At 44.1% G+C, this 13,312-nt stretch carries 13 protein-coding genes; 5 read left to right on the top strand and 8 right to left on the bottom strand.

Annotated features, from left to right (window positions below; all coding sequences use genetic code 11):
* Positions 1–37: 37 nt before the first annotated feature.
* Positions 38–931, top strand: a complete 894-nt coding sequence (locus tag P1X15_RS23085) for a hypothetical protein (protein ID WP_277340507.1) — start codon at positions 38–40, stop codon at positions 929–931.
* 428 nt (positions 932–1,359) lie between these two features.
* Here the strand turns inward: P1X15_RS23085 and P1X15_RS23080 are convergent, their stop codons facing one another.
* The 4 genes from P1X15_RS23080 to P1X15_RS23065 all read right to left on the bottom strand — a co-directional run bounded on the left by P1X15_RS23080 (position 1,360) and on the right by P1X15_RS23065 (position 6,092).
* Positions 1,360–1,971, bottom strand: a complete 612-nt coding sequence (locus tag P1X15_RS23080) for a Uma2 family endonuclease (protein ID WP_277340506.1) — start codon at positions 1,969–1,971, stop codon at positions 1,360–1,362.
* Positions 1,972–2,117: 146 nt separating this feature from the next.
* Positions 2,118–3,254 carry an aspartate aminotransferase family protein gene (locus P1X15_RS23075; RefSeq protein WP_183978419.1) on the bottom strand — a complete coding sequence of 379 codons (1,137 nt, stop codon included), beginning with the start codon at positions 3,252–3,254 and terminating at the stop codon, positions 2,118–2,120.
* A gap of 434 nt (positions 3,255–3,688) precedes the next feature.
* Positions 3,689–5,434 carry a tetratricopeptide repeat protein gene (locus P1X15_RS23070; protein ID WP_277340505.1) on the bottom strand — a complete coding sequence of 582 codons (1,746 nt, stop codon included), beginning with the start codon at positions 5,432–5,434 and terminating at the stop codon, positions 3,689–3,691.
* Between the two features lie 133 nt (positions 5,435–5,567).
* Complete coding sequence (locus tag P1X15_RS23065) at positions 5,568–6,092, bottom strand: DUF6252 family protein (RefSeq protein ID WP_277340504.1); 525 nt, start codon at positions 6,090–6,092, stop codon at positions 5,568–5,570.
* Positions 6,093–6,225: 133 nt separating this feature from the next.
* Between P1X15_RS23065 and P1X15_RS23060 the strand changes: the two genes are divergently transcribed.
* The 4 genes from P1X15_RS23060 to P1X15_RS23045 are packed head-to-tail and all read left to right on the top strand — an operon-like array spanning position 6,226 to position 8,543.
* Positions 6,226–7,305 (top strand): serine hydrolase, encoded by a 1,080-nt coding sequence (locus P1X15_RS23060; RefSeq protein WP_277340503.1) that lies wholly within the window; start codon positions 6,226–6,228, stop codon positions 7,303–7,305.
* Between the two features lie 14 nt (positions 7,306–7,319).
* Positions 7,320–7,664 carry a hypothetical protein gene (locus tag P1X15_RS23055; protein ID WP_277340502.1) on the top strand — a complete coding sequence of 115 codons (345 nt, stop codon included), beginning with the start codon at positions 7,320–7,322 and terminating at the stop codon, positions 7,662–7,664.
* Positions 7,648–8,220, top strand: coding sequence for an RNA polymerase sigma factor (locus P1X15_RS23050; RefSeq protein ID WP_277340501.1), 573 nt, complete (start codon positions 7,648–7,650; stop codon positions 8,218–8,220). Before P1X15_RS23055 ends, P1X15_RS23050 begins: the two co-directional genes overlap by 17 nt.
* Entirely contained in the window at positions 8,217–8,543 is a 327-nt protein-coding gene (locus P1X15_RS23045) for a hypothetical protein (protein ID WP_277340500.1), read from the top strand. The genes P1X15_RS23050 and P1X15_RS23045 overlap by 4 nt, the downstream gene beginning before the upstream one ends.
* Here the strand turns inward: P1X15_RS23045 and P1X15_RS23040 are convergent.
* From P1X15_RS23040 to eboC, 4 genes are all read right to left on the bottom strand, one after another.
* Positions 8,540–9,904 (bottom strand): alkaline phosphatase family protein, encoded by a 1,365-nt coding sequence (locus tag P1X15_RS23040; protein ID WP_277340499.1) that lies wholly within the window; start codon positions 9,902–9,904, stop codon positions 8,540–8,542. The genes P1X15_RS23045 and P1X15_RS23040 overlap by 4 nt on opposite strands.
* The gene (eboE, locus tag P1X15_RS23035) at positions 9,901–11,097 is read right to left on the bottom strand and encodes a metabolite traffic protein EboE (RefSeq protein WP_277340498.1); all 1,197 of its coding nucleotides are present in this window, start codon (positions 11,095–11,097) and stop codon (positions 9,901–9,903) included. The genes P1X15_RS23040 and eboE overlap by 4 nt, the downstream gene beginning before the upstream one ends.
* Positions 11,098–11,236: 139 nt before the next feature.
* Complete coding sequence (locus P1X15_RS23030; protein WP_277340497.1) at positions 11,237–12,403, bottom strand: 3-dehydroquinate synthase; 1,167 nt, start codon at positions 12,401–12,403, stop codon at positions 11,237–11,239.
* A gap of 14 nt (positions 12,404–12,417) precedes the next feature.
* Positions 12,418–13,293 (bottom strand): UbiA-like protein EboC, encoded by an 876-nt coding sequence (gene eboC / locus P1X15_RS23025; protein ID WP_277340496.1) that lies wholly within the window; start codon positions 13,291–13,293, stop codon positions 12,418–12,420.
* Positions 13,294–13,312: the final 19 nt, after the last annotated feature.

Here is a 13,312-nt window from a genome sequence, read left to right as displayed (position 1 = left end):
CTCGGTAGATGCGGGCTTGAAAGCTATCTGTCCAATCTTGACGGTTCCAGTCACAACCTTTGACGTATGTCAAGGAGAAAGCTTCCCTACTTTGCAGGCAACTGTAACATCGGCAATAGCAGAGGTAGCGTGGTACAACAATGCCGCTGGCACAGGTACCCCCTTAGCCACTACGACGAGTTTTACCCCGTCGGGTGTTGTCAACAGTGCTACTACCTTCTACGTTCGTCTGCGTAATGTGCCAGTAGGTTGCGACTCTAGCTTGCATGCCGTGACAGTCTCAGCCAAAACCTGTATTGATACTGTTGATTTGGCATTATCCAAGCATATCGACAAGAAGATAGCCCAAGTTGGAGATGAGCTTACTTATACTATCAAAGTTTGGAACGAAAGTAATAAAAACGCTACGGGTGTAGAAGTGACCGATAGTTTGAATGTAGGAGTCTCTTATGTCAGCAGCACCGCTAGCAGAGGAAGCTATAACCCAACCACTAAAATCTGGACGATTGGGAATATTGCGGCCAATGGTGACACGGTTACTTTACAAATCAAGGTAAAAGTGCTAGCAGAAGGTATTTGGTTCAACACGGCTGAAATCAGTAAAACCAACGAGAAAGATAAAGACTCGACTCCTAACAATTCAAAAGAAGACGAGGATGATTTGGATCGGGAGTGTTTTACGGTACCTTTCAAGTTGTGTACAGGCCAATCGGTGCAGGTAGTAGTGCCTGCTAAGTACACCAACGTAGTGTGGTCAGATGGCCAAACAGGCAATGTTGTACTCTTCAACAAGGCGGGTAGTTATACATTTACAGCCAGCAATGGTAGCTGTCCATCAGGAGGATGTTGCCCTGTGATTGTAACCGAAGTTGATTGTTGTCCACCTACGATTTGTGTACCATTCACGATTAAAAAGGTGAAGAAGAATTGATGTGAATAATAGACTTTCCAAGTTTTCAAAACTTGGAAAGTCTGACTACCAGTTATCCCCTTACCCTAAAGGCAATGTGGGTCTAACTGGTTGAATTAAATTTCATTTTATCCTACTTGTTTGCAAGCCGTCGGACGACTTTCGTTCGGCGGCTTTTTTTCGGGCTAGCCCCGAATTACTCAGCCTAGCCCCAAATTATAATTTGGGGCAACAATAGTAGGGGCAAGCCTCGCATCTGCCCCCTTTTTGATTCAGGCTAGCTCCCAAAACAAAAACCCTGAGAAAGCACAATGGCTATTCTCAGAGTTTTGATGTTAAAAAAGGAAATGATTAGGCCAAAACGTGAACTTCCCCTAACAGACCCGAATTACATTTCTGGACTAGCAATCAGACTTGCCTCTGAATGTAGGTGCGGGCTTGCGGTTTTTTTATGGGTTTATGATTTCTAGTCCCCTGTAAAGCCGTTTGAGAGACAGTGGGCATTGTTGAATGGCGTACAAAATAGCAGTGGCATCGTCGCCGTCGTAATCGCGGACAATCCAGGTGGCATCGGGTTGTTTGGTATAGACCGATACGTGTTTTCGGTCTTGATGTACCAATACGTATTCTTTGAAACTTGGAATGGTACGGTAATACTCGTATTTGAGGGTTCGGTCGTACTCTTTGGTGGAGTCGGACAGTACTTCTACGACGACAAGAGGGTTGGTAATTGTATCTTTTCGGTTTTGGTAAAACTCTGGCTTTTCACAAATCACTACTGCATCGGGATACACAAATTTGTTGTACTGCTCAATTCGGATTTTAGTGTCGCTGTTACTTACCACAAGATTTACATCATTACTTTCCAAAAAAGAATCAATGAGGTTGGCTGCTTTTTGAGCCAATCGATTATGAGTTAATTGTCCTCCTGCCATTTTCTTGATAATGCCGTCGTGGTATTCATGTTTATAAATGGATTTGTCTTCTGCCCTGAAATATTCTTCAATAGACACCTTTTGGGGGGGCAATAGTGCTTTTCGACGAGAGGTTTTCGTTAACATGGTCAGTTGATTTAAAAAGTATCTTTGGTAAAGATAAATTAAAACCCTGAAAAAGATAGGTTACTTTTTCAGGGTTTTAATGGCTGGTAAAACGTCGGAGACGTTATACCGTTGGAGTCCCGAATTGTATTTCGGGACTAACTGAATTAAGCCAAAACGCGAACTTCTTTGCTCAACGCTTCTAAAAATAAATCAGCTTCTTCTTTTTTGAGTGCGAGCGATGGCAACAAACGAATGGTGTTTTTGCCTGCTACGCCCGTGAATAATTTATAGTCGAACAACAGCTTGTTGCGGAGGTCTTCAATGGCGAAATCGTATTCGATTCCAATCATCAACCCACGTCCGCGAAGCTCTTTGTAGCCACCGATTTCGGCAATGCCTTTCATCAAATAATCCCCGATTTCTACGGCGTTGGCCATGAGGTTTTCGTCTTTCATGATGTCGAGTACAGCAATACCCGCCGCGCACGCCAAGTGATTTCCACCGAATGTCGTACCCAACATGCCGTATTTGGCTTGGAACTTAGGCGAAATCAAAACCCCCGCAATCGGGAAACCGTTGCCCATGCCTTTGGCGGTGGTGTATAGGTCGGCGTGAAGATCGGTGTAGTGTTGGTTCGAGAAAAATTTCCCCGAACGTCCATAACCGCACTGTACGCTGTCCAAAATAAAGGTAGCGTTGCTTTCGTCGCATTTCTGACGGATGGCCCGCAAAAACTCTTCTGATGCTACTTGGATACCACCCACGCCTTGGATACCTTCAACGATGATGGCACACACGTCGGTCATGTCGTGCTGACGAACGGCTTCGGCGTCGTTGAACGGCAAAAACGTGACGTGTTTGTTGTAGTTGACAGGCGCAACAATCGACGGGTTGTCGGTCATCGCAACTGCCCCTGCCGTACGGCCGTGAAACGACTTCGTAAAGGCGACTATTTTGCTACCGCCGTTGTAAAAAGAGGCCAACTTAATGGCGTTTTCGTTGGCTTCGGCACCAGAGTTGCACAAAAAGAGGGTATAATCGGGATAGCCGGCGAGGTCGCCTAGTTTTTGGGCCAATTCATCCTGTAACGGTATCCTGACAGAGTTGGAGTAGAAGTTAATTCGTCGCAACTGTTCCGTCATTTTTTCGACGTAATGGGGGTGACAATGACCCACCGAAATCACGGCGTGACCGCCGTAAAGGTCGAGGTACTTCTCGCCTTTGCTGTCCCAGAGCCAAGAGCCTTGCGCTTGGACGGGTTCGATGTCGTAAATCGGATAAACGTTAAACAGGTTCATGATACTAAGTGGCAAGCCACCGTTAATTGTTATTAGTTAGTCGTATAACAAACACGTTATCAAACTAGCTTGAAATAAAAAAACTCCGCAAAGATACCGAATCTGGCGGAGAATGTGGTGGAATAGGTGAAATGTCTTTTAAGGGATAGTACGCTCTCTCATCTTGTTTTTTAAGAAAACCTTATTGAGCAACATCAGATGTTGGAACTAGACCGAACAGGGCAGATGTGGTGGTGCTCAATATTGTCTATGTTTCTCCAAATGAAGAAGAATTTAATGGAATCAAAAGTCAGTTACTGAATTTCAGAACTGTTGCTATGATACCTGTGGTGGTTTCTCCAAAAGGCCAATTTGAGTTACAAGATTGAATTTTAAAGAGAAAATAGGGCTACCATCAATTTGCCCTAACCTTCTTTTTGAATTTTGTTAATGACCACTTAGCTTTTCAAATTTTCTGTCAATTGTGCCTTTACCTCGGCATCTGCCCATTTGAGAGCTTCTTCTAACAATCTGAACGTTTGCTCGGCTTTATCCCTTTGGCCTTGACTGACTTGTGCTTTATAAAGACCTGACAAAGCCCAGCCATTGTTGGGAAAGTGGGTTAAGTCTTTGGCAAAAACAGCTTCTGCTTCTTTATAGCGATTGGCTTTTTGTAAAACCAAACCCAAATGATGACGAACAGAGAAAAACCAATCAGGAGGCTCGTTATAATTTAATTGGTCTTCCAGATTTACGGCTTCTTCAAGAAGCTTAATACTAGCGGAAAGTTGCTGCTCTTGAGCCAGAATTTCTGCTTTTAGCACCCGACGAGCTATTTCTAAAATAGAGCGCATGGAGTTAATGGACCAAATGGTCAAAGAAGCAATATCGGGGTCGTTTGTTAATTTATCAAGTTGTTGAAGTTCCAACTTAGCCTCGGCGATTTGTTTTTTGCCTACCAAAGCCATTCCACGGGCATAGTGGCGGATAGCAGTAGGGTATTTTAGCTGAACAGTATCGGCTTTGCACCTATTGAGGAGTTCGTCCCATTGCCCAAACTTAATCGCTACGTGATAAGGGATGGTATAATAATGTTGTAATGTACTCCAGTTGAGGTCGGCCATCAATGTTTTCTGAGTATTGTCGGCCAATTTCTGCGCCGAACTCATGGCCCATTGGTAATTACCCTCTAAGGTGGCAGTAGCTACCAAAAAGTGGTAGTTGTGGGGAAAATAGCTAAGCGGAAAAGCTCCCTGCGCATACTCGCCCATGAGATAGAGGCTATCTGCCTTGACTGCATTCCAGTTGCTGAGGGAGCCTTCATGGTAGTGGCCTGTACGAATATAAATGTGGGAAGGCATATGTACCAAATGACTGGCTTTGGGAGCTACTTTACTGAGTATTTGGGCACTCTTTAGACCTCGTTCGGGCGTTTGCGAGGCTTCTACCGCATGAATATAATAATGGTTGAGAGCAATGTGGTTGGGATTTTGTTGGAGCAAGCTTTCAAGTGTAGCAACAATAGCAGGAGTCCACGGTTTGGGTGTGCCGTCATGTTCCCACAAATCCCAAGGATGTAAGTCCATAAGCGATTCGGCATAGAGGGCTGCAATATCTGCATCGTCTGGAAATTGTTTGTGAACTTGCTCCATCGCCTGCGAATAGGCTACATCATACGGTTTTCGGTCTTCAACGGGCTGGGCCGAGTAGCGTTTTGCAAGCGCATTGATTAATGCTTTTTCTTTGGCCGTACTATTACTCGACAGTTGACGAGCCTGCTGAATAGCTTTATAAGCGCGTTCATAATTATCGGCTTCCATGCCTGCGTTATAATTAGGCCCCAGCACATAGCTAAATCCCCAATAAGCCATAGCACAAGTAGAATCTAGCCGAATAGCTTCATAAAAGGAACGAGCAGCTTCGGCGTGGTTGAAGCCCGCTGCGAGCATTAGCCCTTGATTGAAGTAACGTTGCGCTTCTTGGCTGCGTGTAGTAATGGGGAAATTCAAGTTTCCCAAGCTATCAAAAAGCGCTGCCTTCTGCCCTGAGCTGTACCAAGCTTTGTCAATGGGCTGTGTACGACAGATGAGTTGAGCGGTGGTGAGTGTACTGGTGGATTCCGAACGAGGCTGGCAAGACATTGCTCCTCCTATCAGTAATGACATCCACAACAAGTGTTGGTAATCTTGGCGTCTGATTATCATTATTTTATGCGAGATATAGAAAGCGTGTAAAGATGACTTACATTGCTCTATATTACCAAAAGAAAGCCAGAAATCCAAAAAATAAAAATACCGAGTATGTATAGAATTATAACTTCATTTATGGTCGTTCTCCTCACTCATACTTAATATCAAAGCGCCCTTCGGTAACTTTTACGGTTTCTTTAGAAACAACGAATTCGGCATCAAACGCAAATCTGCCTGAGACGATTCGGTTCACGGTATCCAATCGGGAGATGACCACTTGTCCAGGATTGGATGATTTTGTCTTGAAAATCTTGAAATTGCTGTCGTAATAAATCCCGAAAGGTTTGTCGTACAAATCTTCCAATAAATTAGTACCCACGACACCTTTGGGCAGCGTTAACTGAACGCGATCTTTGGTGCTGGCATTGGTATGGATAAATAAATAAAAAGTAGTGGCGCTCAACCGCTTAAACTCTACCTCGATGGCCTTCGCGGCGGGGCCTTGGTCGTTCCGAATGCCGTCTGCAATCCATACTTTTCCATTGATTTTACAACCAAAAGTATTGAGCCCCTCGGTCGTAGGAGCGGGTAAGGTGTCTTCTTTAGATTGGCAGCTACTGAGAAGGAGAATCCCAAAGATTAGACGTGTTAGTGGCTGTAGGAGATGCTTCATGAAGGTCGTGGAACAAATAAGAAACAGTGTAAAAATCTTCTAAAAAAGCCCAAAATATATTTTTCATACCTACTTGTAACCATTTATTAAGCTGTATAGTCCAATGCCGACAAATTTATAAAACGGTATTGCTATGAAGTTTTTTTATTACAGCCTTTTCTTTTGGACTTTGGCGCATTTTACGCAAGCGCAAACCCGTAACCGTTCTATCAAAGCCGTCAGTGGGCGGCCTGTGAAAATCAGCGAACTGGACAAACTTATTACAAAAACAATGGATAGCTTGGATATTCCTGGTGTAGCTATCGGCATTATCAACGATGCGGAGTTGGTGTATCATCGTATGTTTGGTGTTGCCAATACCGAAACTCAAGCCCCTGTTACCCATGAAACGTTATTTGAAGGAGCTTCGTTATCCAAACCACTTTTTGCCTATTTTGTCATGAAAATGGTTGAAAAAGGGGTTATTGAACTCGATAAACCTTTGTTTCATTATTTACCGCATCCAAGTATTAAGGATAATGACGAGCGCTACAAACTGATAACAGCACGTATGGTACTTGGGCATACAACGGGTTTCCCTAATTGGGCACATGACAAACCAATGGAAATTAAGTTTCAACCCGGTACTGGTTTTTCTTATTCTGGAGAAGCATATCAATATTTGGCGGCTGTTATTGCGGTTCAACATAAGACCAAATGGGAAGCTGGGTTAGACTCGGTGTTTCAGCAAGAAGTAGCACGACCGCTTCAAATGCAACATACAACCTACATGGAAGGAAATGATTACGTGAGGCAACACAAAGCAAGGGGACATAAAAAGGGGAAAATGACAGCCTTAGATCGACCTGGTAAAGCTTTTGGCGCAGCCTATAGCCTTCATACAGAAGTGGTCGATTACGCTAAGTTTTTGATTGCCATGATACAACAGGAAGGACTCAAAAAAAGCACATTTAGTGAAATGTTGACCGAACAAATTCATTTTTCGGCAAATGACGAAATCACTCAAACTGGGCAAACCGGTTGGTGTTTAGGGTTTTCGATGAAACCTACGCCGTACGGAATGCGCTATCTTCATACAGGTAACAACCATGACTTTCAAGCATATTGTTGTTTCAATAAAGAAAAAAAGTACGGATTGGTCTTTTTTACCAATTGTGAGAAAGCTTTTGAATTGTACAATAAAATTGGAAAGTACTTAGACGATGAATTTTAATTATTTGTAAATCTTTGAAAATCAATTGTATGGAGCATTTTGAGAGTATTTTTATGGGACTTTGCGTCTTTGGTTCGGGGGTTTTGGTGGTATTTATACTTGCCAAATACAACTACTTAATTAAAAAGACCATTCTTGAAAAAGGGGATTCACTTCCTGAAAACAAGGTTAGTTACCGCGACATCGGCTGTATTGTTCTCGGAACGGGGGCAGGGTTAGGAATGTCTGCTGTTTTTACGGAAATGAATTTGTCGGAAGATACTACCGATTTACTGGTTTATTCTGTCATTCTTATCGGAGGAGGAATAGGATTGCTAACGGCTCATTTTCTGCGAAGCAAAGATGAAAAAAGAGGATGATGCTCTTTTAATAGCAAAAATAAAAGCAGGGGACACGTTGGCTTGTCGGATGTTGGTAGAAAAACACAAGGATGTATCGTTCTCGTTGGCTTGTTCGATTCTTAAAGACGAACATTTGGCTCACGATGCTTTACAAGAAGCGTTTTTGCGGGTTTTTACCAACCTTCGACATTTTCGTTTTGAATCCTCTTTCTCAACGTGGCTTTACCGCATTGTAGTGAATACCTCTTATACCCTTCGAGATAAGAGCAAGAAAGAGTATTTTGAAGAAATAGATTCTACCACGCAGGAAACAGCACAGGATGCAACTTCTGGTTGGGAGGTTCTTTTGAGCAATGAACGAAAAATATACATTCAACGCGCTTTGGCGATGCTTAAAGCGGAGGAAGCCTTGGTTTTAAGATTATTCTATTTGTGTGATTTGGGGATAAGTGATATAGAGGAAATCACCGAATTGAGTCAGACCAATATAAAAGTGCTGTTGCACCGAGGGCGAAAAAATATGTTTATCTTATTGGAAAAATTAGCTGGAGATGAACTCCGTAACTTATTATGAACGAAGAAAAAACACGAACGCTGCTGAAAGATAGTTTGCTACATACTTCCGCATTTTTTACCGATGAACTGATGCAAAAATTAGAGAAACAACTGCACTTTTATCGTGTTTTTAAAAGATGGCTGATGATTTCTTGCGTAGCCTGTTGGCTGCTGATGATTGGAGTTTGGTTTATAAAACTTCCGCCAGTCATAGAAATCTACCAGTTTCATTTGCCAACGCCGCCGTTGCCTGTCAGAGTAGCGGTAATCATCTCTGTTCTAATTATTTTAAACCGAATGATTACGCTAAGAAGACAGCTGAAAAAGCTCTTTTTCTCTTAAAACAAATGCCCCCAAATCACGTCATATACATCCGTAGCTTGGAGTTCGGACTGCGTTAGGGGAGTGTCTGTAATACAAATGGGATAAAATTCGCGGGGTGCACTGATACCTCCGTGTGAACCTTTAATGAGCGTAGCATCCAGCGGAATAACGTCCATTAAATAACGGAAACCGAGCAGCTTACGCGCTAATTTATAGCCCGCTCGAAGTTTGATAAACGGATTTTTGGGATCCATAAACATCTCAACGGGGTCGTAGCCTGGTTTGCGGTGGATGTCAACCAAATGCGCGTAATCGGGCGCTTTGGCGTCGTCGAACCAGTAGTAGTAGGTAAACCAACTGTCGGGCTTGGCTACTGCGACCAAGTCGCCCGCCCGCTCGTGGTCGATGTGGTGCGCTTTTTTACCTTCGTCGTCCAGTACAAGCTCAATTCCTTCGGTTTGTTCGAGGCGCTTTTTTACCTGCGCTTTTACGGCAGGGTCGTTGATATAAATGTGGGCAATTTGGTGGTCGGCAGCGGCAAATGCTTTCGAAGCTCCCGCGTCCAAAAGCTCGTACCAACGCTCCGTACGCACTGAAATCAACCCTTCCTCGCGCAAAATACGATTGATATGAACAGGACGGTGAACGGGGTTAATGCCGTATTCGGAAAGTAAAATAATGCGGGTATTTTTGGCTTCGTAATGCCGTACCAAATCGGCCACGACTTGGTCTATTTCGTTGAGCTCTTTGCTGATTTTTGAAAAATCAGGGCCGAATTTTTGCAGACAATAATCCAAATGCGGTAAATAAATGAGCGTCAGCGTAGGGTCGTGTTTGCGGTCAACCCAGAGCGAAGCATCCGCAATCCACTTCGTTGATTTGATATTGGCATTGGGACCCCAAAAATTAAACAACGGAAATTGTCCCAAATCTTGCTGAAGTTCGTCGCGCAACGACGCAGGGTAGGCGTAACAATCGGGCGCTTTCACCCCGTCGGCGTGGTATTGGGGGCGGGGCGTGACCGAAAAGTCGGCGGTGGAGTACATGTTGTACCACCAAAACATCTTGGAACAGGTAAACGACGGATCTTGACGTTTGGCGGCATCCCAGATTTTTTCGGCCTTCACGAGCTTGTTGGATTGCTTCCAAAATTTCATTTCAGCATCCTCGCGGTCGTACCAGCCGTTGGCCACAATCCCGTGTTCCGATGGCCATTTACCCGTTACATAACAACTCTGCGAAGTGGTCGTTACGGCAGGCAGCACGGGCTTAATCGGCGTTGTGTGGCGTGATTTAACATACTCACTCAAAAAAGGAGTATGCTCTCCAATCAAATTGGCACTTAGGCCAACAATATCTATGACAACGGTTTTGTTCATTTGAGTTGTTCTTTTACCCATTCCATTTCGCGGACAATAGACTCGCCGATGGGTTTTTGCATAGCGGTAGGCAACACGCCCCAGGTGTAAGTTTCGACTTCGAGGTGTTGGGTGAACGGGGTAGCTTTATGCACCGCGAGCGTTTTGACGATTTCAGTTTGGGTCGAGTCGAGCAAGCCGTACGAATCAATAAACAGCGGCACGTGAAAGTGAATTCGCCATTCGTTGTGGGTACTTGCGTCGGCTTGTAGCGCTTCTGCCAAATCAGGGAATTTCTGGAACGTGCCTTCTTCGGTTTTTGCTACGACTTGGTGCAAATACACGGGTTCGTCGAAGCTTCGAATGGCAGCTAATTTTTCGGCGCGTTGGTCATTCAATGTCATTTTTATGGCCGAACTAATCTGAATTTTTCCGACTCGGATTCCTAGTTCTTTGAGCTGGTCAACAATGACTTGCGGCTCTTCGTAACTCACCGCAAAGTGGCAAACGTCGTAGCAAAGTTGGATGTGAGTAAGCAATGTTTCTTTGGCCTCTTCGGGCGTAAAATTGTGGGATTCTTGCAAATGAGCAATGCCTTTAGGCAAAAAATAATCAGCATACCACTCAATAAACTCCTGCCCATTTTCCAAAATTCCGTCAGGCTCAGGCTCAATGTCAAGGTGCATTGTTTTGCCCGTGGCTTGGCGGAGAGCTATCAATTCTTCTACCACATTCAGTATATTTTCAGTGGCGGTTTTGATGGCTTGTTGTTTTTCTTCTTCGGTTTGCCACCAATAGCGATAAGATAATGGAGAGGTAGAAACGCCTCCTTCGATGTTAGCGGGAAGCAGTTGTGCCAAAATCCTAAAGAGACGCTTAGTATATTCGGTACGATTGTCGGTGGTCCAATCGGGGGTATGCACATTGTCTTTGACACGCGTGGCATGAAAACCTCCGTATGGGAAGCCATTCATGGTAAAAACGTAAATATCGTTTGCGGTCAACCATTCTTTAAATTCTGTCAACTTTTCAGGTTCCGATAGCTCAATAGAAGCATCATTGGCAAGCCGAAGCCCTAGGGCAAAAGGTTCGTTGGGCGAGAGTTTTGATTTTATATAAGGAAGGTTGTCACGCAGGGCTTGAAAATGATTTTCCCATTGTTCGCCAGGGTGAATATTGCTACAATAAGTGAGGTGTCCGTGAGGGGTTTGCATTATGGTGAATAGTGTAGAAAAAAATCTGTTTGGAAAACATTGTTTTACCTAAAAAGGTGTTTTTCAAACAAAAATACTTTCTTAGGCCACACCTCCTGTCATAAGAATTTTTGGCCTAAGAAAGTATCAGGGAGTTTTTTTAATTGATTAACAGACTTGAAAAATGTCCTTCTAAATAATCTACTGCATCTGCGATAAGGTCAGCGTCCATTTCGTGGACTTCCACACCCTTACCGATGCAATCGAGGAGCATAATAGTCAGGCGACCGCCCAAATGTTCTCTGAACTCTTGTAACCCATTGCGAAGGTTTATTTTATCATTTTCGGCAAGTTTGGGGTGGTACAGATCAAAGCCCAACTTTTGAATTACGGCCAAAATTCGTTCTAATTCTTCTGCACGGAGTTTGCCCACTTTGGTCGAATACACACTGTCTAGCGCAATGCCAATGGCAACTGCTTCGCCGTGGCGCACTTGAAAATCGGTGAGATACTCCAGTTTGTGAGCAGCCCAGTGCCCAAAATCCAATGGTCGTGACGAACCAAATTCGAAGGGGTCGCCACTGCGAATGTGCTCCACGTGCATTTCGGCACATCGATGAATCAAATACGCCATCACTTCGTCGTTGCGTTGGGCTAGAGCGTTGGCGTTGGCTTCAATCCACTCAAAGAAAACTTTGTCTTTGATGAGAGCTACTTTGATAGCTTCGGCAATGCCCGAACGCCAATCGCGGTCGTCGAGACTATGCAAGAAAGTGAGGTCATTAAAAACCGCAATAGGAGGAGCAAATGAACCCAAGAAATTTTTCTTTCCTCGGTAATTAATGCCGTTTTTGACCCCCACTCCTGAATCGTTTTGAGATAAAACCGTCGTCGGAATACGAATATGTTTGACGCCACGGTGTGATACAGCAGCAGCATATCCCACCAAATCAAGAATAGCCCCACCGCCAATGCCGATGACAAACGAATGACGGTCGATACCATATTGGTCGATTGCTTCCACAATTTGGTCAAAGAGAGCAGGGTCATTTTTGGCTTCTTCTCCCCCAGGTAATACCAAAATAGAAGGTACTAATTTTACGGTCTCTTCTAAAGTTGCAAAATAGGTAAGAATATCTTGGGTAAGATTTGGGTAGTGAGCTACAAAACCACTATCTATTACACACAGTGCTTTACGCTGAAAACTGGCGTCGTCAAAAGAACGAAAAAATGCGCCTAGGGTATCGTTGGCAAGATGAAACAGGTCTTGGGTAAAAAATATGGAATAACTATAAGAGACCTGAAAGGATTGTTTTAGGGGTTGCATAATTTTAAAAAACGCTAAGTTACCGCAAACACACGGGCTAATAAAATGGAAAGTGGCAATAATAATAAAACAACAAGTGCGATAGGCCAGTTCCCAAAAGCTACGCACCAGGCCGCGTTCATGACAATGAGTGAAAGAACGCCTGCTTTGACGGCCTTGCCGATATTGGGGCCGATGGGGTTTTGAAAAGCTTTCCACAAAGGATGACCTATCAACAAAGCGTGTAAGGCAATTAGGAGTAAAGCCATAGAACCATTGCCTTGCTGGAATGCGACGATGAATTGGATGGCATGGACACTCATATATAGCGAAGCTGCAATATATAGCGAACGACGTTTGCCCCCGTGTACTTCGTCTTGGCTTATCAGGGTGATAGCGCCGATGTAGGCAATCGGTACTAAAGCTACCCAGCCCCATTCTATCAATGATTGGCTCACGACACTCATTCCCAGAAGTAAATTTCCGCCACGGCAAAGGCCCATTGTAATAGGGCCGAAAACGGCGCTATGTTTGGCATAGCGGTCATAAATCACCGCTAAAGCAGCGATGATTAAGGCTAATTGAGCACTCAAAAGACTGAACATGCCAGCGGCTATAATCCCCATCACCAAAAGGGAAATTCCTAAAAGAGCAGCTGCATTAGGTGAGACTTTGCCACTTGGAATGGGTCGTTCGGGACGCTCGATGGCATCAAGTTCAGCATCAAATACATCGTTCATCACTACACCGCCCCCGTACAATCCTATGGTAGCAAGAATCAGCCAATAGGCACTGTGGGCAGAAGGCTCAAAAATAAATTGAGTAATGGTCATACCCGCCAGTATATCAGCGATTGCGGTGACGATATTGGCAGGGCGCGCCAGTTGAAAATAGGGTTTGAGATTGCTCACGTTGGGACTACTTCAAAAT

It is taken from the genome of Runella sp. MFBS21 (assembly GCF_029433105.1).
GTDB lineage: Bacteria > Bacteroidota > Bacteroidia > Cytophagales > Spirosomataceae > Runella.
Note: the sequence above shows the minus strand (reverse complement) of the source record. Positions and strands in the feature narration are given on the sequence as shown.

What these genes read in the sequence shown, in the direction of transcription:
- P1X15_RS23080 (WP_277340506.1), bottom strand. Translation starts at nt 1,971, where the DNA reads ATGTTAACGAAAACCTCTCGTCGAAAAGCACTATTGCCCCCCCAAAAG.
- P1X15_RS23070 (WP_277340505.1), bottom strand. Translation starts at nt 5,434, where the DNA reads ATGATAATCAGACGCCAAGATTACCAACACTTGTTGTGGATGTCATTA.
- P1X15_RS23065 (WP_277340504.1), bottom strand. Translation starts at nt 6,092, where the DNA reads ATGAAGCATCTCCTACAGCCACTAACACGTCTAATCTTTGGGATTCTC.
- P1X15_RS23060 (WP_277340503.1), top strand. Translation starts at nt 6,226, where the DNA reads ATGAAGTTTTTTTATTACAGCCTTTTCTTTTGGACTTTGGCGCATTTT.
- P1X15_RS23050 (WP_277340501.1), top strand. Translation starts at nt 7,648, where the DNA reads ATGAAAAAAGAGGATGATGCTCTTTTAATAGCAAAAATAAAAGCAGGG.
- P1X15_RS23045 (WP_277340500.1), top strand. Translation starts at nt 8,217, where the DNA reads ATGAACGAAGAAAAAACACGAACGCTGCTGAAAGATAGTTTGCTACAT.
- P1X15_RS23040 (WP_277340499.1), bottom strand. Translation starts at nt 9,904, where the DNA reads ATGAACAAAACCGTTGTCATAGATATTGTTGGCCTAAGTGCCAATTTG.
- eboE (WP_277340498.1), bottom strand. Translation starts at nt 11,097, where the DNA reads ATGCAAACCCCTCACGGACACCTCACTTATTGTAGCAATATTCACCCT.
- P1X15_RS23030 (WP_277340497.1), bottom strand. Translation starts at nt 12,403, where the DNA reads ATGCAACCCCTAAAACAATCCTTTCAGGTCTCTTATAGTTATTCCATA.